The sequence below is a fragment of the Kingella denitrificans ATCC 33394 genome (assembly GCF_000190695.1).
Classification (GTDB): Bacteria; Pseudomonadota; Gammaproteobacteria; order Burkholderiales; family Neisseriaceae; genus Kingella_A; species Kingella_A denitrificans.
This window is the reverse complement of record NZ_GL870929.1, coordinates 1,599,924-1,626,553: the sequence shown is the minus strand read 5'-3', so window position 1 is coordinate 1,626,553 and position 26,630 is coordinate 1,599,924. Positions and strand designations below refer to the sequence as shown.

The 26,630-nt window shown below is 44.7% G+C and carries 20 protein-coding genes; 18 read left to right on the top strand and 2 right to left on the bottom strand.

Translation table 11 applies throughout. The annotated features are described in order from the left end of the window. Positions 1-79 precede the first annotated feature (79 nt). Positions 80-442 carry a MarR family winged helix-turn-helix transcriptional regulator gene (locus tag HMPREF9098_RS08155; RefSeq protein ID WP_003783789.1) on the bottom strand — a complete coding sequence of 121 codons (363 nt, stop codon included), beginning with the start codon at positions 440-442 and terminating at the stop codon, positions 80-82. Between the two features lie 98 nt (positions 443-540). Here HMPREF9098_RS08155 and HMPREF9098_RS11525 point away from each other — a divergent pair, with 98 nt between their 5' ends. The 18 genes from HMPREF9098_RS11525 to HMPREF9098_RS08070 all read left to right on the top strand — a co-directional run bounded on the left by HMPREF9098_RS11525 (position 541) and on the right by HMPREF9098_RS08070 (position 25,832). Beyond that, complete coding sequence (locus HMPREF9098_RS11525) at positions 541-741, top strand: IS3 family transposase (protein WP_003783788.1); 201 nt, start codon at positions 541-543, stop codon at positions 739-741. 203 nt (positions 742-944) lie between these two features. Further along, a complete protein-coding gene (locus tag HMPREF9098_RS08150; RefSeq protein WP_003783785.1) occupies positions 945-1,400 on the top strand; it encodes an IS3 family transposase in 456 nt (151 codons plus the stop codon). Between the two features lie 411 nt (positions 1,401-1,811). Next, positions 1,812-2,159, top strand: coding sequence for a thermonuclease family protein (locus HMPREF9098_RS08145; protein ID WP_198489558.1), 348 nt, complete (start codon positions 1,812-1,814; stop codon positions 2,157-2,159). 46 nt (positions 2,160-2,205) lie between these two features. Continuing rightward, positions 2,206-2,922 carry a vWA domain-containing protein gene (locus HMPREF9098_RS08140; RefSeq protein ID WP_003783780.1) on the top strand — a complete coding sequence of 239 codons (717 nt, stop codon included), beginning with the start codon at positions 2,206-2,208 and terminating at the stop codon, positions 2,920-2,922. Between the two features lie 21 nt (positions 2,923-2,943). Then, a complete protein-coding gene (locus tag HMPREF9098_RS08135) occupies positions 2,944-3,213 on the top strand; it encodes a WXG100 family type VII secretion target (RefSeq protein WP_003783778.1) in 270 nt (89 codons plus the stop codon). Between the two features lie 8 nt (positions 3,214-3,221). After that, positions 3,222-4,550, top strand: a complete 1,329-nt coding sequence (locus HMPREF9098_RS08130) for a hypothetical protein (protein ID WP_003783777.1) — start codon at positions 3,222-3,224, stop codon at positions 4,548-4,550. After that, positions 4,540-4,917 (top strand): hypothetical protein, encoded by a 378-nt coding sequence (locus HMPREF9098_RS08125; protein WP_115324773.1) that lies wholly within the window; start codon positions 4,540-4,542, stop codon positions 4,915-4,917. Before HMPREF9098_RS08130 ends, HMPREF9098_RS08125 begins: the two co-directional genes overlap by 11 nt. Then, the gene (locus HMPREF9098_RS08120) at positions 4,910-5,131 is read left to right on the top strand and encodes a hypothetical protein (protein WP_003783773.1); all 222 of its coding nucleotides are present in this window, start codon (positions 4,910-4,912) and stop codon (positions 5,129-5,131) included. Before HMPREF9098_RS08125 ends, HMPREF9098_RS08120 begins: the two co-directional genes overlap by 8 nt. Next, positions 5,124-7,826, top strand: coding sequence for an FtsK/SpoIIIE domain-containing protein (locus HMPREF9098_RS08115; protein WP_003783771.1), 2,703 nt, complete (start codon positions 5,124-5,126; stop codon positions 7,824-7,826). Before HMPREF9098_RS08120 ends, HMPREF9098_RS08115 begins: the two co-directional genes overlap by 8 nt. After that, entirely contained in the window at positions 7,823-9,583 is a 1,761-nt protein-coding gene (locus tag HMPREF9098_RS08110) for a Card1-like endonuclease domain-containing protein (protein WP_003783769.1), read from the top strand. The genes HMPREF9098_RS08115 and HMPREF9098_RS08110 overlap by 4 nt, the downstream gene beginning before the upstream one ends. Then, positions 9,580-10,167, top strand: coding sequence for a vWA domain-containing protein (locus tag HMPREF9098_RS08105; protein WP_003783768.1), 588 nt, complete (start codon positions 9,580-9,582; stop codon positions 10,165-10,167). Before HMPREF9098_RS08110 ends, HMPREF9098_RS08105 begins: the two co-directional genes overlap by 4 nt. Then, a complete protein-coding gene (locus HMPREF9098_RS08100) occupies positions 10,160-10,888 on the top strand; it encodes a PP2C family serine/threonine-protein phosphatase (protein ID WP_003783766.1) in 729 nt (242 codons plus the stop codon). Before HMPREF9098_RS08105 ends, HMPREF9098_RS08100 begins: the two co-directional genes overlap by 8 nt. Next, a complete protein-coding gene (locus HMPREF9098_RS08095) occupies positions 10,885-12,381 on the top strand; it encodes a protein kinase domain-containing protein (RefSeq protein ID WP_003783765.1) in 1,497 nt (498 codons plus the stop codon). Before HMPREF9098_RS08100 ends, HMPREF9098_RS08095 begins: the two co-directional genes overlap by 4 nt. Further along, positions 12,378-15,770, top strand: a complete 3,393-nt coding sequence (locus HMPREF9098_RS08090) for a DEAD/DEAH box helicase (protein ID WP_003783763.1) — start codon at positions 12,378-12,380, stop codon at positions 15,768-15,770. The genes HMPREF9098_RS08095 and HMPREF9098_RS08090 overlap by 4 nt, the downstream gene beginning before the upstream one ends. Continuing rightward, the gene (locus tag HMPREF9098_RS08085) at positions 15,767-17,896 is read left to right on the top strand and encodes a hypothetical protein (protein ID WP_003783761.1); all 2,130 of its coding nucleotides are present in this window, start codon (positions 15,767-15,769) and stop codon (positions 17,894-17,896) included. The genes HMPREF9098_RS08090 and HMPREF9098_RS08085 overlap by 4 nt, the downstream gene beginning before the upstream one ends. After that, positions 17,896-20,610, top strand: coding sequence for a DUF8727 domain-containing protein (locus HMPREF9098_RS08080; protein ID WP_003783758.1), 2,715 nt, complete (start codon positions 17,896-17,898; stop codon positions 20,608-20,610). The genes HMPREF9098_RS08085 and HMPREF9098_RS08080 overlap by 1 nt, the downstream gene beginning before the upstream one ends. A 3-nt stretch (positions 20,611-20,613) precedes the next feature. Further along, positions 20,614-24,669, top strand: a complete 4,056-nt coding sequence (locus tag HMPREF9098_RS08075) for a DUF2357 domain-containing protein (protein WP_003783755.1) — start codon at positions 20,614-20,616, stop codon at positions 24,667-24,669. 509 nt (positions 24,670-25,178) lie between these two features. Then, entirely contained in the window at positions 25,179-25,832 is a 654-nt protein-coding gene (locus HMPREF9098_RS08070; protein ID WP_003783752.1) for an IS1595 family transposase, read from the top strand. Between the two features lie 520 nt (positions 25,833-26,352). Here the strand turns inward: HMPREF9098_RS08070 and HMPREF9098_RS08065 are convergent. Further along, a partial coding sequence (locus tag HMPREF9098_RS08065; RefSeq protein ID WP_003783751.1) for a hypothetical protein occupies positions 26,353-26,630 on the bottom strand: 278 nt, incomplete at its 5' end.

Below are 26,630 nucleotides of genomic sequence, written 5' to 3'. Positions count from 1 at the left end.
GTTCTATAGCTATGCTCTATTTTTGAGTTTCAAATGTAGTATGGAGCTATCAAAATTGACAACTCCATAAATAATATTCTTATTCTTTGTTTAATCTAACAAGAAAATGCTTAAATTGTTCTTCGTTGTTATCCAACTTTCCGAAAAATAACTCATCAATTTGCTCAATTAACAGAACAGCTGTTTGTAATATCTCTTCTCCTTTTTTGTTTAAAATAACAACTTTTGCTCTTGTATCTCTTGAATGTTCTTTTCTTTTCACAAAATCATGTTTTTCCAATAAGCTCAATATTTGAGACACCGTCACGACATCTATCTCTGAAAGTTTTGAAATCATAACTTGTGTAACTTCATTATCATTTTGCGATAGATAAGCAAGAGAAGCTAAAACAACAAATTGAGGGTGTGTCAAGTTTATTTTCTTTAACTCTTTTTTTATCATAAGATGTCATTTATTATACACCCTCATGAACTGTAGTGGTACACTAATCCCGCAGTCCTCAATAGGTGGTAAACTATCATCAACAAGAGGATTTTATAATGAAAAGAGCAAGACGTTTTTTCAGCCCGGAGTTCAAAGCTGAAGCGGTTAGGTTAATTCAAGAACGTGGTTATTCGGTTTCGCAAGCCTGCCGAGAATTAGGCATCGGTGAAACAGCATTGCGTCGTTGGATAAGCCAAGTTGACGCGGGGAATCAAGGTTATATCTTACCCGGCAGCAAACCGATTTCCCCCGAATAACAGCGCATTTACAAGTTGGAAAAACGCATCAAAGAATTGGAAGAAGATAAGCTCATTCTAAAAAAGGCTACCGCGATTTTAATGTCTCTCGAGAGGCGAAATACCAAGCCGTCACGACGTTAAAATCGCGCGGAATCAAACGACTTTGTGCGCTGTTTGAGGTGTCCGAAAGTACTTATTATGCCCAATGTAAAGCGGTAAAAATGCCACAAAAACACACCGCACTTTCGGTAGAAATCAAATCGCTATTTGTCGAAAGTCGAGGCTCGGCAGGCAAGCGGACATTGAGAGATTTATTGAAACGGAAAGGCATCTTTGTTGGGCTATATTTGGTCAGAAAATTAATGAAACAGCAGGGATTATTCAGCAAGCAGCCTCGAAATAAAGAGAATGGACAGATTTTTGCCAATCATTTGAACCGTGAGTTTACACCAAATGCTGATAAAACAACGGTGCTTTGTGGCGATACAACCTATCTTAAAGTCAATGGGATTTGGTGCTATTTAACGGTGGTGATGAATCTCTACAAGAAACAAGTGGTAGGTTGGAAACCGACTCTGAGCCATCGGGATAATGCTCGGATGGAGCGCTGGTTTCGCAGATTTAAATATGAGCGGATGAAAGGGCGGGTATTTGATGTTAAACCACGCTGTAGGTGATGTTAGAGATTATGTGATGTATTACAATTTTGTTCGCCCACATCGTTACAATCAAGGTTTGCCACCTGTTTTAACAAAAACAACCTATTGGGGACTGTTGAATTAGTTGATCGCTACAAAAAATATTTGACATCTGGTATTCATTTCAATGTATTTTAAAAATAAATTAGACTGGGTGTTTTTATATTTGAAGCATTCATTACCTGTCTCTGTTGAGATCATGGCAAAACGCAATACCCCCCAAAGGAGTATGAGACATGGCACAGATATAGATGATCGCTGGTTATCAGTGGATGAAATCAAGTTTTTAAATCAGACAAAACGAAAACTTTAAACTGAGGTATAAAATGCATCGACCTGATTTTAAATACGTTCAATATCAGCATGTTATGGAATTTTGAATTATTTGACATGCTGATTGCTAAAGACCAAGTTCAGAAAGAAACGCAATTGGTTGAAAAAGCAAAAGGAGCAACGATGTCAGCATTCAGAGTCACTTCAATTATCTATGAAAATACCTTAGAGGCATCATCGGATTGGAAATGGAACGGTGAGACCGGAACCAGAGTCCGTCCCGTTGGTTACAATACGCGGGGATTGCACACCACCAAAGGTCAGAAATCGAAGGATGCTTTGTCAAAGCTTATCAATGGGCAGCAGGTTGAACTCAGGACCGCTTACAAAGTGGATCGGGGTCGATTGGTCTGCGAAGTGTTTATCGGGAGCAGAAACCTTGCTGAGTTTTTTCCCGAGTATTGAGAATTGTATGAAATTGAAACCAGCTAATTAATCAGGAAGATGATCCATGTTTGATCCCAAAAAGTTCACCACCCCGACCGCCAAACCGCTTCCCGTAGTTCTGCTTCTGGATGTCAGCTCCAGTATGTCCGGAGATAAAATCGATAACCTTAACAAGGCTGTCGAGAATATGCTGGATACCTTTGCTCAGGAAGAAAAGATGGAAACGGAGATACTTGTTTCCGTCATCACTTTCGGCGGTAAGGTAGATCTGCATGTTCCCTTTACCAAGGCGTCACAAGTTCAGTGGCATGGCCTTCAGGTAAATGGAGATACACCCATGGGCACAGCCCTCAAGATGGCCAAGGCCATGATCGAGGACAAAGAGACTACGCCTTCCCGTGCCTACCGCCCAACTATCGTACTTGTTTCAGATGGGCAGCCAACTGACGGCAACATTTGGAAGCAAGCTATGGCTGACTTCATCTCCGAAGGTCGCTCTTCCAAGTGCGATCGCATGGCAATGGCTATCGGGCATGATGCGGATGAGACGGTTCTGAAGCGTTTTATCGAGGGCACGGCCCATGATCTTTTCTATGCAGAAAACGCCGGGCAGCTCCATGAGTTTTTCCAGCGTGTGACCATGTCGGTGACCATGCGTACCCAGTCCAAGAACCCGAACGTGGTACCGGCTCCGTCAGAGATCAAGCTGGACGGTGGCAGCGTTAAGTCGGCTACAGCTGGAAATGCAGCTGCTTCATCCGACGATGAAGGTTACTGGTAAACAAAAATTTGGAGGTAAATCATGCCACAGGCAATTGGCGATCCTGATGAACTTGATCGTTTCGCACAGTCTCTGACGCAGTTCATCGACACGTTGAATGAAGCGGTTAACGGTTTGAATCATAGCTTTGGTGCCCTCGGGGATACCTGGCAGGACGAAAAGCGGGCGAGTTTTGAAGAGGACTATAACGCGCTGGTGCAGCAACTTTCTCATTTTGAAGCGAACGCATCGGAACAGGTCCCATATCTTCACGCGCTGGCTTCACGTTTAAGAGAATATATACAGAGTTAAGGTGGGGAATGGCGTACGTATCAGTTGGACAAGTTGAGAACCTCGAGGAAGCAATAGCCGGACTTCAGTCGGCCTATGGCTCCATGGAGAGTGCCTGTCAGGCCCAAATTGCTGCGGCTGAAACCAAGTTGGCCGAAGCACAGCAGGAGGCCGACAACAGCGCTCAACTGCTGGATGCTGCGATGGAAGCCGAAATGGAGGCCGGGCAGCAGCTGGAACAGGCTAATGAGCAGCTTGCTTCAGCCAATGAGCAGTTAAGTTCCGCTTGTTCATCTCTATCCGGCTGCGAAGCGAGTGGCAGCTATGATGAGGACGGCAGCTATGAACCGCCCAACTGTTCATCTGAAGAGGGAGATGTAGCCGCCGCAGAATCAGCCGTTGCAGAAGCGGAATCCGCTGTTGCGGCTGCTGAGGAAGCTTTGGAAGCTGCGAAAGACCATCGCATGCAGATGGAGCAGCGAAATGAAATGGCTCGGCAGTGTCTTGATATAGCAACGCAGCTGGCGGAAACCGTTCAGACGGAGTGTGCGACCCGGCTTGCCAATGCGGCGGCTCACCTTGAGACAGGCAGAGTCCGGCTGGAAAGCGCAAAAGCGGCCCTGAATGCCTATCTTGATACGCGCCCGCCTGCAGCGGAGTTTTATTCATGGCTGAAATGGTCTCCGGCCCCCGGCAAGCCGGTTACTCCGAAAGAGCTGCACTCGCGCCTGAATCTCTCAGTTGAACAGCAGCGCTATTATTTTGAATACCTCGCTGATCGTGATCCTGCGTTCAGGGCCAAGATTGCCGACTACAGAAGCCAGCTCGAAGCCGCCAACGGTCCTGCTGAAAGGCACGCCGTGCAGCTTAAGATACGTCGAAACCTGAGCGGCTACTGTGGCGAGAAAATTGTGGAACAGGCGCTGAGTCCGCTCGGACATAAAGCGGACACGCAGGCCCGAACCACATTTGAGGACGGCAGATTCACAAAAACCGACCTGATCATCGAAGATCTGAAAGTGCCGGTTATTCTCGGTCGTGGTGAAGGCATGAGTGCTCCGGCTGGAGGCTCTATCGCCATTGAAGTGAAATGCGGCCGAGCTTCGTATCTCTATTCTCAGAAAGACCACATGGTATTCCAGTCCGGTGGACATCAGGAAGCCAATGCGTCGATGACGATATGTTCACGCGACATCAAGGATTTAACTCCAGAACAGGAAGAAGAGCTGCGTGAAGCCCTTCGGAGTGCCGGATCGCCATTAATAGGAATGCTCCCGACAAAAGACGAGATCGACAAAGCCTGCTGGGACATGGTGACCGGTTCTAATGCAAATAACGGAGGAGCTCATGAAAATTAAAATCGCTCTTATACCAAGTGAACACACCAACAAAGCTCAGGATCTTTCCTCCAAGCTTCAGAACGCTATGGAGGCAGGTGAAATGAGTGCTGTTGACCAACTCACGGAAGAACTGGTCTCGCTAACAGATAGCGAGTATTCCCTGTCCTTACCGGAAGAATACTGGCACCGGCTGATTGAAAAGGTCAGAAACTCTGATAACGATTTCAAGTCTGACTACATCATGGCCAAACCACAACTCGAGAAGATTATTACAGCCGGTGTGGCTGAAGCATTTGCGGATGTTTCAGTGGTTATTGAGCAGGCATTAAAGGCTGATGGTGTTGTCCTCCAGCTACCGTTTGAAGAGGAGGATGCCGATGTTTGATGATCTATTTAATGTGACTTTACAGCAGATGGGCAAATTTTCCGACACCGTCAGAGACGAGTTTGGCCAGTCTATTGTCTCAGACGTTTTCGAGCCCATTTTGCAGGACATCTCCGGCCTTCAGCAAATGGGAGAATTGTTTCAGACTCGAGCCGCCGAGATTGATCAGCTAACAGGTGAACTGCAATTGATAGGAAGCATGGCTCATGAGTAAGAGTCCGAATAACAGGGAGTCCATGCTTAAACGTCTGTTCGATGCAGTTGGTGCATTGAATCATACCGTTGCTCAAAGGGCTCAAAAGGTTGACCGCATTGAGAAAGACTACCCGGGCGAAAAACTCAAAACGGAAGCTTACAACACCAGAAAACAGCGGCTTGCCACTGTCAATCAGGAGTTTGAGAAGGAATGGGTTTCGGCCCTGAAACATCTTGATGAACTATGCAAAAAGGTCCGCCAGCGCCAGCCGCATCTGAATGAGTTAACAGTCAAAAATATCAACACGGGCACTCGTTTCCCTGACGCCCTGGCATTCGGGCGCATGTATCTTACCTATCAGAACTGGAAAGGTTATATCCCACGGCTGATCCCTTTCCCTTTTAAGAAATCGCTCTGGCTGCCTGACCAGACTGCAGGACACCGGTTAATTCACCAGCTGATGCTTCGGCTGATGCACTGCATGCCGGTCGGCAATGTTGAAATTACCGCTGCAGATCCGCTGAGACTGGGCACGTCTCTGGATCCGTTCCTTTCTCTGTTGAAAGTAAAACGGCTCTTTCCCAAGCAGCGATTGCTGACACGGTCGGACGAACTGGAAAATACCCTGGCACAGTTAACGGACTATGTTGAGGATCTGCTTCAGAATAAATTCAAGGGAGAGATCAAGAGCTGGTCTGCTTACAACGAGGCAAACAGCAGCAATCCCATACCATATAAACTGTTGCTCATTTTTGGAGTGCCGGAACAGTTGACGGACAAAAGCTTCTGGTACCTTGGCCGCCTTCTGGAACATGGACCTGCCTGCGGCGTGCTTCCGGTGTTGACCATTGATGAAAGTCGGTTGGAGGACCGCAAGTTTACGGGGTTGCGCACCGCGATAGACAAATATTCCAAGAGAATGGATTCCATTGTTCCGGCAGAGATACTGACCAAGCATGTCTCTGAAATCAGTGTTGTGGAGGAACAGGAGTTCTGGCCCGGACGTTCTGAGCTGACCGACTTTCTGGCATCCATATCGGACCGATATGAACAGAGCTCAAAATTCAGTAAGAGTCTAACGGATCTCTGGTGCAATTCGGACTACTGGGGTCACGACGCTGTTCAGGGCATACAGGTGCCGATCGGCTGGACTTCAAAAGGCGAGGTCGTTCCTTTCTCTATCGGCGGGGTGAATACACAGCACCATGTTCTTCTGGCGGGGCGTTCAGGCTCCGGAAAATCAAACCTGCTCCATGTTCTGATTCATAGCCTCTGCCATACATATTCAGCATCGGAGTTGAATATCTACCTACTGGATTACAAACAGGGCACGGAATTCAGTGTTTATGCTTCACCTCCGCTTCCTCAGGCAAAACTCGTGGCCACAGAGAGTGATCCCGAATATGGCGTAACTGTTCTGGCACATTTGACCGAGGAACTTGAAAAACGGGCTCGGGAATTCAAACATCGGTCTGTCCGCGACTTTTATGAATACAGGGAATTTTCAACGGCCAAACTCCCGCGTATCCTACTAATTATTGATGAGTTTCAGATTCTGTTTTCTGAGGGACGCCAAGTGGCTGAACCCGCAGAGAAAATGTTGAACCAGCTACTGAGACAAGGACGGGCCTACGGCATACATGTGCTGCTGGCTACCCAGACACTGAAAGGAATTCAGTCTCTTTCCATGGGCCAGCTAATAAGCCAGATCGGTTGTCGGATTGCTCTCGCCTGCAGCGAGGAAGATTCCGCTATGATCCTTGGCAACAGCAACTGGGAGGCTTCCAAGCTAAGTAGTCCGCCGGAGGGAATCATCAACAATTTCAACGGGGAAAAATCGGCAAATCAACGGTTTTTGATACCGTTTGCCGATCGAGAATTGTGCAAAGATCATATTGCCAAGATTACTCAGGTAGCCGACCAGCGTGGTTACTGTGGTTCTACAAAAGTATTTAACGGCTCCCGACTGCCTGAAATGCCCACAGTTGATTGGTTCAACTCAAAAAAACACGAGACGATACAGCTGCACCTTGGTGATAGATTGAGTTTTGAAGCCGAACCGCTCTCGCTGGCTCTTGTTAACCGGCCGTTATCAAATTTGCTGATATCCGGCTATAACGACGTAATCCATGACGGACTGCTCGCCTCCATCCTTCAAAGCTTGGATTCTCAGGATGGCATTGATGAGATCATCTACTTTAATGGGCGCTCCATCATACCGGTGGGGGCATCAAAATATCTCGATGGTTCTGGGGAAAAAACCGTTTCCAAACACGAGAGTGTTCCCACACTGAATCTGACCGAGATTTCCGAGGAATTAAAACAATCAAAAAGAATCGTGATTATTGACGGGCTGGATTCAACCAAAGAATTTCACTACGGACCGGCGAGTTTTAGACCAGTGAAGAAAGATGAGCCACCTTCACCACAAGAGAGTCTGAAGAAAATTCTCGAAGACGGTCCGCTACAAGGGACATTCGTTATTGCCTTTGCGGATAACTGGAAACGCTGTAATTCATCGTGCAAGGACCTGCTGGGATTCTTTGAGATGCGCGTCGGATTCTGCATGAATGAAGATGATGCTGGCTCGTTCGTCAGTGGGGCAATAGGAAAATTTAAAGGACTTGAAACAGACAATCGCGCTGTCTTTGTCAATCGCTTGAAAAATCAGGTTAGTTGGTTCCGTCCATATATAAATGGGGAAAGTTTATGAATAAATATTTAATGACATGGTACGGAATGACTGATTTCAGGGCTTCGCTCGGACTTGAACAGACAACCGGCCCCGTTCTAGGAGCTTTGCTTGCGGAAGATTACACCGACGTGATCATCCTTGGTTTTACGCACCCGGATAAAACCGAAAACAGAGCTGTTGAATTTCAGCAAAAAACAGCAGAGATCGAAGGCTCTGATCCTGCAATTACGAAGCAGTTTCTTGATTTGTTTTCAAATACAACAGAGGCGCACAACCACTTTACTCAATGGCTGGAAAAGCAGCTTCGGGATGCCGGTAAAAAGGTTAATGTGAGTTTTCACCCTGTGGGCCTGAAGCACCTCAATGATACCGAAGGTATATACGATGCAGCGACTCAGTCTCTGAATGCGGTTGCGGCATTGGAAGGTGAAAAGCTGGTTACACTCTACCTGAGTCCTGGAACTCCGGTGATGGCTTTCGTATGGGCTTTTGCGGCCCTGAGGCACCCGACTCTGAAGAAACGCCTTATCGCATCTTCTCAGCCCGAAAGACCTCCGGAAAGAATCGTCCTACCGAGCGAATGGCTGGAATGGCATGGAAGACAGGTTCGAACAACGGATGCTGATTCTGAGCAGTATGATGCCATTTTTCACTTGTTCGGCGAACAGCGGGTGCCTAATCTGCTTGGCGTGATCCAGTTTTCTAGCAGAAAACATATCTTTGTGAATTCCGCACAGTTCCCTGCCGATATCATGAAACAGTTTCTTGGAGAAGCTGAATACGGTGAAATTGCGGTGGATCCGTATGATCCTGAAAATGTCCGTTCCACAATTCTGGATCTGATCGCGAAAATGCCTGCCGATGCAAAGGTCGGCTTCAACCTAACGGGCGGAACAAAGTTGATGTATGCAGGGGCTCTTGCTGCCTGTCGCAAGGTGAATGCAACGCCATTCTATTTCAATAGCCGTAACAATCAGATGGTTTATCTCAATGACTTTAAAACCGTTGAAACAAAGCTGATTCCATCGGTAGAAACCTTTATCCAGCTCAACAGTAATAATCTGTTTATCTCGAAAGCTGGCCATTGGGCTGATATCCCCGGCATTGAATCTTCTGACCGGAAAAGTCTGACCAATGAGCTCTGGCAGGCGCGTTCTAAAATCTCACGGCTCTACAGAGAGCTTTCCCGTTACAACGACAGCTTTCAGCCGTTTGAACTGCACAATGGGGATATCTACGCAAAGCTCTCCAAGGATAAAAGTGCGAAGATAAGTATCGGTCCTAAACACTTTGAGTTCAAGGAGTGGCCTGATTTTGCCAAATACCTCTCTGGCGGATGGTTTGAAGAATTCACCTTCATGAAACTTCAGCCACTTGTTGATGCCGGTTTGATCAAGGATATGCGCATCGGCCTTGAAGTCTCATTCAAAGAGGATGATGCCGACAAGAGTTCATCAAGCTTTAGCGCACAGCTGAGCAACCTGTTTGGGGATACTTATCAGGAGCTTGATATTACCTTCACGGATGGACGACGTCTCTATGTCATTGAGTGCAAAGCTGGCAATGTGAACAGCGAGCACGTCATGAAGCTCCAGAATATCGTCCGTTATTTTGGCGGAATTGAAGGCAGAGCTATTTTAGCTTCATGTTTTTACCCGAAAAACAAAGTCGTAAGAAAAAAGATCGACGACTCAAAAAACCTCCTGTCCGTATCAGGTAACAACCTCTTCAGGCGGCTGGAAGAAATGATTCAACCCAGAGGGTATCATCGATGAAAGAAGCCCTCTATATTATCGTTGATGTTTCCGGCAGTATGAATGAGATGGGGAAAATCCATCTACAGCGGAATTTGTGTCGTTACGCTGCTCAACTGCGGGGCATTGATCAGCAAAAATATGCAGATTTAGACATCCGTTTTTATCAATGGGCACAGGATATTTTAAAAATCACCATTCAAACCGACGGGGATATTCCTGGTTTAAACGCTGAGGGCTCCTCGAACCTGTGTGACCTCTATGATTTCCTATCCCAGCATCTGAATGATAGCGGAAGTGCGAGGATTCTCATTCTATCTGACGGTAATTTTTCCAATTCAGACATCGTAAGCTTTCAGAACCAATTAAGCAAATTTCCTGAGCTAATCATCCGGACTGTTGCAGTCGGTGCTGACGCCGACTTGCTGAAGTTAAAGAAAATATCCACAAACAAGAGTGTTCATCTTTCAGAGAACATTTCCTCCGCAATTGACAGCACAATCTTTGGTTTTGATGAGCCGTTAATTGCGCCAGTACCCACAGCCCGGATTCTGCAATCCAAACCGGTTGAAACAGAAGATCCAGAGGAGGATTGGGATGCTTGATCAACTTTGGAAAAGCTGGGGGGCCACAGTAATCGGTCCCTTACATGTTAAAACTGGGATTCCTAATCAGGATTCATGGATGGCACGTCGGTATAAATGGGGAAATGTCGTTGTTGTATCGGATGGCTTAGGCAGTAAGGCATATTCCGATCATGGTTCAAAAGCTGCTTGTCTTGCAGTTTTTGAGGCAGCCAAAAGCTATCAGAATACACCTGATGCCAATATTGTTGATATTTTAAGGCTCATTCATGCCAACTGGCTGGTGAAAATAGCCCCGTACTCTTCCTCAGATTGTTCGGCCACATGCCTTTTCGCCATCCAGATTGAAGAAATTATCACTCTTGGTCGCCTCGGTGACGGAATGATTGCCGCCCTTGGAGAAACTGAAGAAAATCACCTTATTCTCAGTGATAACAAACAGGATTCCTTCTCGAACTATACAAATAGCCTTCAGCAGGAGTTTAAACCCGATCAGTGGGAAACAGCGACGATTAAAAGCACCGTATGCAATGCAGTTGTGCTATGCACAGATGGCATATCCGATGATCTGTTACCCGAAAAACAGATGATCTTTGCACAGGAACTCTACTCAACTTATGCAGACATGGAGTCGGAAAAAAGAAAAAGAGATCTCAAACGGTGGCTCAATGAATGGCCTGTACTAGGACACACCGATGACAAGACGATTGCCTGTCTGTTTAAGAAAGGAGGTTCCCAATGAGCCAAAGATTCAACGAGTACGTAGATGAATATCAAAATGTACACATTCAGGACAAGGTTCTCGGTCAAGGTGGCCAAGGCGTTGTTTTCCGTACCAAGGATCCTGATCTGGCGATTAAGCTTGTTACAGATGAAAGCGGGAATCCTGTCACCAATGAAGAGTCAGTGGAACGGTATTCAAAGCGCTTTAAGCGCGTCCGGCTTCTGCCTCTGCCGGAAAGTCTGAATATATCCGTACCAGCAGCACTGCTTCAGAACAATGCCGGTTATGTGATGCAGCTTTTGAGTGAGATGGTTCCGTTCAGCCATTTCTGGATAGATGGTAAGTCCGCAGAAAAAATTGGGCCAGGCGATATTCCGATATGGCTTTCGGCAATCCCAGAGAATGAAGCTAAAAAGATTGTCCATTACTATAAAACTGGAGGGCTAAGGCGCAGACTTCATGCGCTCTACAAGTGCGCGTCATTATTGGCACGCCTCCATGGTAACGGCATGGTCTATGGCGACATATCCCCCAACAATATCTTTATTTCAGAAGGAATTGATGACTCATCAGTCTGGCTGATTGATGCCGACAATATTCGATTTGAAATCACCGCAGGAGGAAGTGTTGTTTACACACCAAAATACGGAGCCCCGGAGCTGGTTCAGGGCAAAGATGGTGGAAGACCATCAAGCGATTGCCATGCGTTTGCGGTGGTGGCTTTCTACCTGCTCTCGCTGATTCATCCTTTTGTTGGGAAAAAAGTGGATGGAACGGATGAAGGCGACTGGGCTGATGAAGAAAATGATGACGAGGATATTGAAGATAAAGCTTATGCCGGATTGTTCCCTTGGGTTGATGACCAAGATGATGATTCCAACTCTTCCGACAGCGGCCTACCCAGATCCCTTCTTCTTACAGAGAAGCTGACCGCTTTGTTTGAGGGCACATTCGGACAGGGAAGGACATCCCCTTTGTTGCGGCCGACAATCTATCACTGGCCTGAAGCTCTCGCTCAGGCAGCGGATATGACCGTCACATGCCCAGGCTGCTTGATGAACTATTACTATGATTTCATTCACCCGGAAACAGAGGGTCACAATTGTCCTTACTGTAAAACGCAGAGGCCGCAGGTGTTTATCCTTGAGTCATATCGATGGAATGGACCTGACAAGCCCCTAAACTCACCATGCTGGCGCTATGTACGTGAGACCTCGCAGGGGGCAGAACTGACTGTACCGAGGCGAGTCTTTGATGAATTTGCAATGCTTGATTCGGATACAGCAGAGGTACTTATTTCTTCAAGCGATAATGACATTCTGATTAAAAAGGCAGACCACGGAAAAGCCGATTTGTCCGTTGCTGCTGACAGTCACCCGCAAAGAGGTTTTCAGAAACTCTATTCACAGATGAAAATAGACCGGGTAACGCCGGATGTTCAGTTCTGGATGTTCGCACATTTGAATAGTCCTCGGCTGGTTAAATGCATAATCAGCGGAGGTGGCAAATGAAACTGAAAGACATAAATGCTGAAATTACCTTTGAATTATGGTTGAAACCGGAACTGTCCGTAGAGACTCCAACCATTGGTATTGGATATATCGCATCCAACAGTACCGGACAGGCATACAGATTGAGAATCGATGGCCAGCAGTGGAGCGTGCAGCTTCGTGATCCCTCGGTCGGAAAGGATCTGAATTTTCATCTGAAAAGAGGTTGTGCGCATCTTGCCGAGGTAATGCAGATTGCCAAGGACGGAAGTGCGCTTGTTAAAATCATCTTTTTCAATGGTGAAATCGTTGAAATTGGCGACGTGGAGATCGGCATTGATGAGCGCATAGAATCAACGGCTAAAAAAAATGGCATTCGCTTCAATGGAGCTGAAGAGCTGGGGAGCGTATTAAACGATAAATGCAAAATCAGCGTTGGCGGCGAAGATTTCTTTCTACTCATGAGCGGCCCATCCGCCAAGGCTGACTTTGAAGCGGATATTCCTGAGGATGAAGACTCGCCCGACTCCCAAGCCGTTGTGCAGGAGAAGTACCGGGAATTCTCTATCTATGGAGAGAGAGTTCGTATCCCGGTTGAAAGGCGCAATGTCGATAAGTCAAAGGACATCTATTTTGCGACTAAAGCGATCTTTAAGGATAACCAGAAGAGTGAAGGATCATTACGTCTGGCAAGGGGGGCGGTCCTGTTTTCTGACTACACCAAGACAGGTCGCATTCGGGCTTTAGCCGCTGGAGCGATGAGTCAACTTACCAAGGAGACCGGGAGTTACTTGAAACAGTGGGACGAGTACGGCGCAATTGAAGGTGAAATGCTGCTGGCAAGGGCGAAAGCCGTAGGTCGAATAGATTTTCATGGCACAGAGCAGACAACAAAAGGCGTTAAGTTCTTTGTGTCGTCTATTCCGGATCAACTTACCGAAGGGGATGAGATAGAGATCACCTCCGAGCAGCCTTTATACCTCAAGAATCCTGATCTTACATGGGAAGCCTACAGCAAGGCTCTGGAAGAAGAATTCGCAACCAAAAAGGATCAGAAAAAGAACGATGCTGAAATGCCAGCTTCTGTTTATGCCCCGATCCTTAAGATTTCAAAAACCAGCATTGAATTGGATCTGCCGTCAATTCCGTCTGGTCAGATGTTTTTGATTCTGTCCATCAATGGCGACAAGATTCAGATTGAAAGACGAATGCGGGCACGTTCAGCCATTCTGGAAGGACGCTGTGCTAACCCGCTTCTTGGCCTGCTGATTGAAGAAGGAGGAACACTCCCGGACATACAGCGTGTCACCAAACTGAAGCCTTTAACGTCCTTTGTGAGAGAGAAAATTTTCAAGCATGATCCAACTCCTAAACAGATAGAGGCCATCGACGTCGCATTAAACACCCCGGACATCGCTCTTATTCAGGGGCCACCGGGTACAGGAAAAACAACGGTAGTTACAGCAATTCTTGAAAGGCTCAATGAGGAATATGACAAAACCAAATCGATAAGAGGTCAGATACTTGTCTCAGGTTTTCAACATGATGCAGTGGAGAATATAGTTGCAAGGCTGAGCGTTAATGCCCTTCCGGCAGTTAAGTTTGGCAAAAGGTCCGGTGATTCAGAGTTTACGGTAGATGCTATCACGGAAAAAATTAACCAATGGTGCTCCAGTGTCGCTGAGAGTATTCGAAACAAGAATCCTCAAATAGCTCAGACTGAGGAGCAGGTAAGACTGGCAGAGCTGTTTATCGCATACTCATTGTGTCCCTCGAAGAGCAACACCGTCAGTTTAATGAAGCGTATTCTCGGTTTACCCAGAGACGTGATTTCTGAGGATATCACCAGTGAGGCTGAGGAAATCATCAATTCCCTGAAAACGGAACTGAAGTCGAATGATCCTTCTACCTTGCGGCTCGTTCGAGCTCTGCGTGTCAGTGAAGCAGCCTTTGAAGACGATGGAGCCGCAAGAGCGGTCGATTTGCTGAATAAGATCGAAGACGAATCAGTCAATTTAGATTTAAGCGTTCTTAAAAAAGCGGCCCGTTGGCGCAGCGGTAAGTCGCTGAGTTTTCTTTCAGAGCTGAGAGGGCTGAAAGAATCGCTACTCTATAGATATCTGCCTTCGCCCGACTTCAGGACAGAAAAACCAAGAGAGGATGTTTTGAGATTGGTGGCAACGGTATCTCAACTTCTGGAGAAAAAACTCAGTTCAACCAATAAACGGGATGCAATTCTGGCTGAGTTTTTACATGAGCTTGAAGACAATCCTGATGGCGTTCGTGAGGCCATAGAGGACTACAACTTTGTGTATGCTGCAACTACTCAACAGGCGGTCGGGAAAGACATCATCCGCTCAAAGAATAAAAACGTCCGATATGATCAGCGAACGGAAATGGTCAAGTACGATACGGTGATCATAGACGAGGCCGCTAGAACTAGCCCGCGAGACCTGCTTATCCCGATGTCTCAGGCTGAAAAAAGAATAATCCTAGTCGGGGACCACAGACAGTTGCCTCATTTGATTGATGAGGAGGTCGCGAGAGCTTTGGAAGGTGACGATTCATCCGGTCCTCCAGTTGATGTCGATTTTGTCAAGAAAAGCATGTTTGAGTATCTGTTCAATCGCCTGAAAAAACTGGAAGAGAAAGATCGTGTCAAACGAACAGTAACGTTGGATGCTCAGTACCGAACACACCCGCTGTTGGGGGATTTTGTCAGCAATAATTTCTATCGGAAATATAATGAGGGTTACCGGTCTCCATTATCTGCGAGCCACTTTGAGCAACGCCTTCCGGGCATAGAAAACAAAGCGGCTATTTGGATTAATGTCCCTAATAGTCAAGGAAAGGAAGATGTTTTGCCTAGCCGAAGCAGGCAGAGAATATCTGAAGCCAAGGTTATAGCAGAGTATGTGAATAAGTGGATTGGCTCTGAAAAAGGTTCTGGGCTGAGCTTTGGCGTCATCAGTTTTTATAAGGCACAAGTATTTGCTGTTTATGAAGCCCTGAAAAAATTCGGTATCACGGAACGTGCACAGGATGATACATGGCAGATATGTCAGGAATACCGCTTTCTTGAAAGTGGTGAAGAGCGGCTCCGTATCGGCACTGTCGATGCTTTCCAGGGTATGGAATTCGATATTGTGTTTCTTTCCATGGTGAGGTCTCAGGATATGAACGCCTTGCCGCCTCATATACTCAACGAGGAGGATTACAAAAAGAAGCAGCAAAAGCTATTCGGCCATCTCATGTCGGAAAACCGCCTCTGCGTCAGCATGAGCCGTCAGAAGAAGGTTTTAGCCATTGTGGGAGACAGCACTCTTGCGAACACCCAGATAGCTATGGATGCTGTTCCAGCTCTGAAAAACTTCTATGATTTGTGCTATGAACAGGGAGTAATCCTATGAGTTCAAAACTAAAAGATCATCGCCCTAAAATAATTAGTTTCCATCAAACATTAGATGGGTTAAATATAGCAGCGAAACAAGATATTCTTTGGCCATGCCATGCTTTCAGTATTTCTATTCCGAAAAAGAAACAAAGTAGACTCAATATATTTGAGGAAACTGTTTTAAAGATAACAGAGATTGAATCTGGCGATACAGAAAAGATTGCGCTGCTCACTTGTCTGGAAAAGGAACTGGTGGCCTTTATTCAGAATCGTCTCAACCATCTAGGCCTTTTGAATGACCGGTATGAGTTATCTGAGATCGGACAGGAACTTCTGAACGAGTGGCAAAATAAATCAGACGGTAATCTGGAATACACCGTGGGTACAGTGTTTATCGATCTGCTGTCCGGGAAACTTCTTCCCTATGTCAGCACGGATCAGTTGAGCTATAAAAAAATCTCAAGGATTGGTGACAGCGGATTTATTGATTTTCTAATCAATCCAACCAATGAGAAGTCGAGGGTAAGTGCAAGACAGATACGCCCTGCAAAAGACTCTTTCTGGAAAATGGTTCCTGACTCCAACGATGTCATCAGAGCTATAAGAGAGTTTAAGAAGAAATATCGACGGTATGCTCTGTTGAACCAAGCTATTGATCAGTACCCGCCTCCGGTTCCAATGGCCGAAGCCATATCCTTACGTGAGAATCCGGAACTGGTTTACTTGCATTGCAATGTCCTTATCCAGATAGGCAACTCAGACCTTCTGGTGACGGATGGATGTGGCTTTGGCTTCTCTGAAAGCTTTGCTAATTACCTTACTTCTCAGGACTGGCAGTGGGTCATAGACTTGAAGAAAAAAGGCATTATCGACTGGCTGAATCAAGATGCAAGCAATGAAGAGGCTGAAAATAAATCTTCAGTGGCGGGCGGGTCGAAGAAATATCCACTGATAGCTCGCCCACTTCGACACGCACAAGGGTATCTGTCTGCTGCTGAAAAAATCAAGATCGACTCATCTAATAATGAGCAGGAATTTGTCCGTTTGACCGGCTTGGCGGTAGTTGCCTTGTATGAAGCCATAGAGTGGACGTTGCGATTTGTTGTATCTGATAACCCGGTGACTCACTGGGAACGCTTATTCTCGTCACAGTCCTACCGTGAAAATGACAAGATACTGTGCTCGTTTGCCACCAAGATTGGATTTGATGTTTCGGACAATGTGAAAGCCCTACTTCAAGTTCAACCCGGTAAAATTAGAGCTATTGACCGTGGTGTTTCCGAGATGCAGCCGCTACTGGCTCTGGCAATAGCCGGGGCGATAAATGATCCCAAACATCCGCTTAATAATCTGGCCATTGAAGACTCAAGATGTCTTTCTTTTATCAATACACTGAAAGAAGTCAGGGACCCAGTATCCCATGGAAACTCTACAGATGTCGAACTTTCATTGGAAACCCTTGAGGGCTATCGCGATAGAACCACTCGACTCATCCATTCGCTAATACCGGATATAACTGACGATACCTACACTGCCAAAACAAAGCAGAAAAGAGACATTGATCAGGTCAGATTGAAGGCAAGGATCGAACTGGACAAGTCATTGGGGCTTGGATTTGTTCAAGCTGTTTCCCCGTCGTTACGCGAAGAGTTGGTCAAAGTAACGATCTTAAGCCAGAGGGAGACTCTGGATGATGAGCAGCTTCAGCTCTACATAAATTTGCTAGCATCCATTATGCAGTTGTCGTTATTTGAAGTTGCCAAGGACCGGAGATCATCAGTCAAAAACCGAACAAACCTAAGGGACGAAGCGATTGAAAAAATTGTTCAATCCGAGTTTTATCCTACACCTGATGTCATTCCCGAACAAATCAGTACGGTAAATACCAAACGACTTTATCGTACCGTTCAGGGCTCAAGCACAACACTGGGAGCCCATCTTCTTGCCGTTTTCCTTTTGGGATCAGAAAGGGAACTGATTCAGCTTCAGAAATCAGATCCAGCATTCATTGATTTTGTCGCAGATTTGATCCGGCTGCGTGGACACGGCAACAAACAACAATCTGACTTTTCACAAGACGACTTGGAGTCGTTGAAAAAACATGTATTCAAAGCAATCAATATAATAGCGGAGGTCTTCTAATGGACAACAAGAACAAGCAGAACGCTCAGCCTTCTGTAGGTAATGAACAGGCAGAACAGGCTGATAATTCTATGAACGTAACAGAGGCTAGCCTCCTGAATAAGCAACAAGAACTGAAAGAATTAGAAGATTCTCTGAGCCAAAAAGAGACCTATATCGCTCAAAAGGAACAAGCACTAAAGAACGCTAAAGACGCAATAGCTAAAAAGGAAGCTGAGCTGAATGACAAACGTATTCAGCTTGAAGAGATGGAGCTTCAGGCAAAAAATGGTTTCCCTGAACTTTTTAAAGAGAAGTTTTCAGAGGTGATAGAGCAATTAAAGGAAAGAGAAGAGAACGCAACTGAAAGATGGAAGCATATTCAAAGCAAAAGTGAAGAATTGCGACAGCGAGAACTGGAAATGCAAAAGGCTGAAATACAAAGAGACACAGGATATGCAGATGACAGAGCAAAGCTTGATGACGAGCTATTCAATCTACGCAAAAAACAGGAAAAGGAGCTGGAGTCAAAACGGGTAAACGCTCTGACTGCCATTGAAAAAGAACTTTCGGAGGAGAGGGCATCCAGAATAGCAAGCTTGGAGAAAGAGATAGCTGATAGACTGAAAGTTCATGAGGTGGCGATTCAACAGGAAAAGGATAAGCTCAAGCAAGAAAGAAATGCGTTCCTGAAGGAACAGGCTGAGCTTGATGAGCTCAAGGATGAACTTGAGTACCAAAAACAGCGCCTTCAATCCAGCAAAGATCGCCTTGAGGAACGAGAAGCTAATTTGAACGTTGAGGTGGATGCCAAGGTTATTGAATGGAAGCAATCTTTCGAAAATGAGAAGTCTGCGCTTAATGAGGAAATTGCCCGTTTGAGAGAATCCATCAAAACGAGCAGTGCCCTCATTTCAAACTTTGAAGAACTGAAGCATAAACTTGGAGATGAAGATCCGGCTGCTGTTTTGCTGAAATTGAAAACCTATGAAGAGGAAATCAAAAAGCTACGGGAGGATCTCGCTACACGCCCAACACAGGAGATGCAGGAAGCCTTTGATCGCTTGAATTCTGAAAAGGAACAAATTGATCGAGAAAAAGACAAGTATAAAGACGACTATCAAAAGCTATTTGCTGCTCAACAAGCTCAAGATGAGCTAGAAGCGAGAATTGATTCTTTGGAAAGAGCAAATAAGACACTTTCAGACCAGCGTGATAACATTGAGGCTCACAACAATATGTTACAGGCTGATATCAAGCGATTACAGTCTGCCTACGAACGTGAAGAGGATCGGGATGCAAGAGTACGTGATATTGAAGCTCCTTATATTTCAAAAGAACTACCTCGTGCGAAGCTTCCCATAAATGAAGAGCAAGCCAAATATGAACTTCAGTGGCTGGACGGGATCAGTAAATCCTGTATCGATTATGGGCTGAGATTCCCACGGCGAATTTTACACGCATTCCACACCGCTCTAAAGACTTCAGAGTGGTCTCCTATGGTTGTTCTGGCAGGCGTGAGCGGGACCGGAAAGTCCGAGCTGCCACGGCTATATTCACATTTTGGCGGCATAAATTTTTTGAGTCTGTCCGTGCAACCGAACTGGGACAGTCAGGAGTCCATGCTTGGTTTCTTCAACTCTATCGATAACAAGTTTGATGCACAGCCTGTTCTGCGTTTATTGGCGCAAAGTCAAAAGTCTCGGTCTGAAGACTACCCTTTCGGTCTTAAAGATGTCATGAGTCTCATATTGATGGATGAAATGAATCTTGCCCATGTTGAGCTTTATTTTGCAGAATTCTTGAGCAAGCTTGAGCTGCGGCGAGGCCGCAAAGCTACTGAGGTGCCCAGCCTTGAAGTCAAGCTGGGCGCAGGTATCCAACACTATGATCTGCCCTTGGGAAGAAATGTGCTCTGGGCTGGAACAATGAATCAGGACGAGACAACCAAATCCCTCTCAGACAAGGTTCTTGATCGAGGGATTGTAATCAACTTCCCCCGGCCGACCACCCTTGAAAGACGCCGTCAGCTGAAACCGTTGGGCGATCAAGCTCCTCTGCTGTCTCGTAAACTGTGGGAGAGTTGGTGGTGCAAAGAAAGTAAATTCAATGACGATCAGATTTTACCATTCAAGGTTTTTATTGAAGGAATGAATACCTCGTTGTCCAAGGTTGGTAGGGCTCTTGGTCACAGGGTGTGGCAATCCATCGAATACTACATGTCCAACTATCCCGATGTGTTGGAAGCCCAGAGAAACAACGATGATGAAGGCTTAAGAAAAGCAATGAAAATCGCCTTTGAAGATCAATTAGTTCAGAAGGTTATGCCTAAATTACGAGGAATTGAAACTAGAGGAAAATCCAAATCAGACTGCCTTGATAAAATTCGAACTCAACTGGTGAACGCTGACTATACGATAATCGAAGACTTCGATCTGGCTTGTGAGTTTGGTTACGGTCAGTTTATCTGGAACAGTGCTAATTATTTAAAGGATACTAATATAGATAACAACGACAAAGACTTAAAGGAAACTGACGTAATCCAACAAGTAGATGTTAGTATAAATTCTGTACCAATGAACACAGATATTCCAGAACGTTTACAAGCATTCGCTAAAACAGAAGGAAAAGAACTTTGGCAGTTAACTACACCTGAGATTAAAAATATAATGTCATGTGATGCAAAAAAAGCCAAAGATCTAAAAGATAAATGTAATCAAACGAAGGAGCTATAAGGAATGAGTGACTCATTAGATATTGATTCTATCGAGTCTTTTTATAAGGCATTAAACTCTCAGGGTGAGATAAAGGTCAAGGCGGATTCAATATTGATGCTGCGCAACTGGCTGACGGAAGTATCGAGCTTCGACCCTGTTTCCGGGCATGCCCTACATACCAGCATTGTCGATTTTTTGGATGCTGTGGCGAAATCGTTGCAGGATGCGTCACCTGAGGGTGAGATAAAAGACCGTATCTATCGAATTGTGTCGCACACGAAGGAAGCTGTTCTGGCAATCATGGAGCATACTCGGGATAAGATATTACGAGAGTATGCCATGCTGCCAATACATGCGACAAGAGAGATTGACAGCAACAGTGTTCAATGGCTCAGCCGTCAGCCGGGAAGAACACTCCGCGAGAAGCTTTCCGGTAAACCTTATATGAAGGCTGTCAGGCGGAGATCCAGTGTCGATACGGCAGAAAACCGACTTTTGAGAGCTTTCCTGTTCCGTCTGGAACAAATTCTAATTGAAAGACAGAATGTTTTTTCATCAGTGGCAGAAGATACTTGTGAGGAGTTGCTTGTTGCCATCCAGCGCTGGTTCAGAACGGAAGATACTGCTGAAATCGGTGTGTGGGGTAACCTTCCGCCTAATAACGCGCTTCTTCAGGATAAGTGTTATCGAAAAGTCTGGGATGGTTGGCTCTGGCTCCAAGCTATCGATGAGCAGATCGCAGGAGATAGTAAAAGACTCGATAGCGATATTCTCCGTGCTATTTATTGGAATACTCTCTGCTTGCTTAACCATAGCGATCGTTTTCGAATCGTTCAGCAACCGGTCGGTCTCGATTATGATAATTTTTCTATCTCCCCAGAATTGCCAGTCCGGGGATATTTATTTCCTGCAGTTGACTCAAAGATCAAAGGGAAGATCAAAACTATAAATTATGAAAAGAAGTTTGGCTTTGTAACTCAAGAAAGTGGTGTTGATTTATTTTTTCATCAAAACAATCTGTCAAGCAAGCTCAAGCTTGATTCATTATCTACTGGAGATGAAGTTTCTTTTGTTATCGGTAGCAACCGACAGGGTGAATGTGCTGACGACATAACTCTTCCAGCAGGAATCATCCCTGTCAATTTCAATTTGACGGGTGATAAATGGAAAATACAAGTCGGTAAGGATGAGTATTTATTACAGATCGTTTCCGGTAATCTTGTTATTGAGCAAGCTCCAAGCGGGAAAAAGAAATTAAAAATAGAGTCAGAAACTCTTAAAGAGATACCAAAGGCGATACTGTCATTCGTCACGGATGCCCCGTTTGAACACTCTGCTACGGCTACTAATCAAAGTGGTCCAATACAGATGGATAGCACTGTTGTTGACCTGTGTTCTATCCGTCCAAGGTTCACGAACAATACAGACTCCCAGGCGCATCTGCCGTTCAGGTTACTTCAGCAAATTTGGACGTTACAAGATGGAAACAAGCATGTTGTCGATTGCGGAGAAGCAAAAGCTATCACTTTAAGTGGAAAAGTTGAAACGGTAAGCATGAGGAGCCTCTTTTCACATAGATCAACACTGCCCGATGCCACCAAAAGCAGTGCATCGATGTTTTTTACTAAAAAGTTGAGTGACTATATTCAGACAGACAAACTCACCTATCTTGTTCCTGATTGGGGTAATGACTTTGATCTAGAAGGAATAAGAAAAAGTGTCAATTTTTATTTTGATGAGTCGACCCCGCTTCCCAAAAGCATAGCAGCTATCTTTGCATGGCAATCATCGAAGAAATTTGTACAGGACAGAGTCCGAGAGAATGATTTTGTGCTGGTGGTTGATTCATTTGCCGGCGGCATTTCAATAACCCCTGTTCAGGCAATATATCAACAAAAGCTGGCTGAAATATTGCCTGAAACACAAGGTGTGAGTTGGGAACGACACCCTACGGTTATTGTGCCAAATAGCAGTATTCATACAGCCATGGTCCGCAATCTTGACCGTAATGGCTGCCAGACATCCGAAGAACTTCTTCATTTGTTCGGTTTTGATGGTTTAGCCAGTGATTCCGGAAAAGTGTCCTTTGTGAAAGACGATCACCGGTATCACTTACCGGATTCTATTCGGGAGGCTCTGATTCAGGATTTAGATGATTTAGATCTCAACATATTATCAAACTACGCTATCAGTGACTGCCTGAACTCTAGAAATAAAGATTGTCGAGAAGTCGGAGTCTTTATTCTACCTCTTGAGGATACAATCAGAAAATCTGATGTGCGAATGGATTACAAGTGGCTAGGGTCTGCATGGTCACCAATTAAAGGCTGCCAGACTTTAAATAGATGGCAGGAGGAAGTTGGTGACATTGCCCTTTGGCGAGATCATCTGCCAGAGCTGTCGATCAAAATTGTTCGTGATGGACACTTTGAAAATTTCTATTTGGTAAAAGATGCGACAGTAACACCGCAACGTGGCAGAACTGTGAATATACCAGTAGAAGAGTCATTTACTCTTCCAGCCGGACAAACGCATTACAGTTTTCCTTTGCAGCAGGGAGAAGGCAATAAAGAGCTTCAGTTTGTTGCGTACCTGAAATCACCAGCATTCCCTTTGAAGAAGGCCACGGCCTGCAAGCTGAAGATGACCTACACCTATGGGGCGGATGATCCATACGAATTAAAATTCATTCCGTTGGATTCAGCGGAAACAGGTTTTAAATCTATTCGGGTTGAATGGCGCTCAGCATCAGAGTGTGAGGCAGCCGATCTTGAGAATTTGCCGGTTCCAGATTTTCCAGCCCGTAAAAGCTGGTCTGATTTTCAGCAATTCCCGAAAGAAGACGGCAAAAGCTTCTCTGACCTTCTGGACTGGTGTTGCTCCAAAATTGCAGGCTTGAATGATCTGATCTCGTTCGATTATGAACAGGAATTTAAATCTATCCTGAATAAAAGAAAAGTCGGCTATTTGGAATGGGGAACCACTGATCGTACCGGGAAATACTATTGCCGAGTCAATGTTGATGGAGAGAGTGTGTTTTGCCACAGTTCTCAATTTATTGAGGCTGTTGATGAAAATTTCCTATATGAAGGATGCCCGGTTTATCTGGATGTTTTTACTAATGAAAAAGGTCCTTCCGGATCGAATATATCATTTTTAGAGCGCTTTCCTGCACAGCTCCAAGAGAAGGCAAAAGACACCGCCAATCGGAAGCTTTCCAGAACCATGGAGTATGCTGAGAAAGGAATCTTCAGCCTCCGATTTCCAGCATTAACCATCTGGAATCATGGCCACTCTCTTTCAGAGTCAGATGTGCCTGACCATTTTAGAAACGCGATATTTGAAGGTACTCAAAAAATCATATCAATAATTGAGTCAGAAAATATGCCGGACACCCTTAAAGAGGAGCTTTTCTTTTTTCTATGCTGTCTACATAAAGATGCCCCCGGGATTGTTCATTCACGGCTCCTTGGTGCTGTGAAGGATAAAAAGCTTTTGCAGAGGTACCACAAGAATATTGCTTTCGCCATCGGTAATGCCGAACTGCCATACCAACAAGAGCTATTGGAGAATGTCATCGACCCCATTGATAATGAGGTCCTGACCAGATCCATTACTATGGAGGTTTTGTCGATAGCTCTTTGGCGTTCCAAAACACTGATCAACAAATTGACTAAAGAGGAGCTCGGGGCTTTATCCAAAAACTTATATGGCTGCCTTAAGTTCGACTCTCAGAAGGTTGAGAAGGATGGAAAAGGATATCAGATAGCGGCTCTCTGTAAGCATTTGGAGCTTCTTCTTGCATTGCTGAGAACCCGAGGAATGGATGATGAAAACTGCAAAATAATTTTTGCCGTGAGTAATAATTTGACTAAAAAGTACATAACCTTGATAGAGAAAATTTCGAAGATAGTGATCTCTAACAATATTGAATTAAAATCCAGAATCAGCCTACAAATTGATAAACCAGAAATATTCCGCAAGACACCTGACTTGCTATACGCATTACGGATGTACCTAACGGGAGACTCCGGAGCAAACACCATTGTTATCACAGGAGTTAGTGATGAAGACTGAGGTTTGTTTAACGCCCTCGAGTATGCAATCGGGAATCGAATCTATGTCCGTTCTCTGTTTCGGAAAAATGTAGTTTAAATGATCAGCTCCCCAAAAGTTGGACTCTAATCCAACTAATTAAGGAGCAGATTTTTTATGGCTGAGACCTTTGCAAAAATAGTCTATTAACGAAATTTGACGCATAAAAATGCGCCAAAAAATCTTCAATTGACTAAAACCTTCCTAATATTGAGCAAAAAGTAGGAAAAATCAGAAAGGTTTTGCATTTTGAAAATGAGATTGAGCATAAAATTTTAGTAACCTATGTTATTGCAAAGGTCTCGGCTAAATACACCCTATCTTTAAAACGCTTTTGTAACTCCCCTCTAAAATTGGCTATTTTGAGGCGTTTTGTGTGGAATGATTGCGTTTTGTAGTACGGGGCGATTTTAGGAGGGAGTTACAATTTAAAGATCTCAAACAAAATTAAAGGGGCTGACGTAGATTAGCGGTTATGCTAGGCTACGAAAATGCAGATAACCAATTGTAAATTAAGCAAGAGAGTTCAAAAGAAACTACTTGAATTTTTTGTACTCCAAGTTACCGCCCGTTCCGCTGCCGATATTTTGGGCATTCAGTCCAACTCCGCTATTCTGTTTTACCGCAAAATTCGTATGGTTATCAGCCATTATCTGGCCTTGATTGCCGATGAGGTTTTTGAGGGCTCTGTTGAGCTGGACGAAAGCTATTTCGGCGGACGGCGTAAAGGCAGACGTGGTCGCGGTGCAGCAGGAAAAGTAGTTGTCTTTGGCATCCTGAAACGCAACGGACGGGTCTATACCGTTGTCGTAGATAATGCTAAGTCCGATACTCTGATGCCTGTTATCAAACAGAAAATTATGCCGGACAGTATTGTTTATACCGATAGTCTGAGCAGCTACGACAAGTTGGACATGAGCGGTTTCATCTATCACCGCATAAACCATTCCAAGGAATTTGCAGACCGCCAGAACCACATTAACGGCATTGAAAACTTTTGGAATCAGGCGAAACGCGTCTTGCGCAAATACAACGGAATCGACCGCAAATCTTTCCCGCTGTTCTTGAAAGAATGCGAATTTCGGTTTAACTTCGGCACACCGTCCCGGCAGCTAAAAATCTTGCGGGATTGGTGTGGAATTTAGGGCTAATCTACGTCAGCCCCAAATTAAATAAGCATAATGGATTAACAAAAACTCACAAGATTATGTTTTTTATAGATGTATATGGACAAAATTTAGGCTGGAATATCCCTTAAAACTATATACTATATGCATTTGCGTGGATTGAAAGTGATGAATCAAAAAACTGCTTTTTGTGGTAAAAAATACATTAGAGAGAATGGTTAGAAATCAGGGAAACAGTAGTATAAATGCCTGACCTGTAATCAGCAGTTTTTAGGTGGTAAACGCCTCAATAATCAAACTTTGTAAATTTCATCTTGGGCGATGCGGAAATGATATATGAAATGTTTAATCAATCCGGTTTACCGATGTTGTCTATTAACTGCAATAAGTGGCTTATTTAGCTTATCTTCCGTCATTCCATGCATATCTACCCATCAAGAAGTTTAATAGGTGTGAAGAGATTGTCTGAAAATTGATTTTCAGACGATCTTTTGTAGAGACTACTATAGTAAAAATAATTTACCTTACATCCTATAAATTACCTACGTTGACGGTTAACAGCAATAAGAGGCTTATTTAAAGTAACTTGGGTCATACCATGCATATATGCATTATATTGCCATACAATAAATTGCTGTTTATATCGCTCATTAATTTCTTCCAAACGTTGTACTTGAGCTTTTAAATTCTTAACTTGCTTTTGCAGATAATCCATTGTTACATTCGGTTCTGGATTAGCTTTTGCTTTTTCTTTAAGTTTCTGTTTTTGTTTACTAAATGCCTCTTGTATATCTGGATAATTAGCTAGTGATTGTC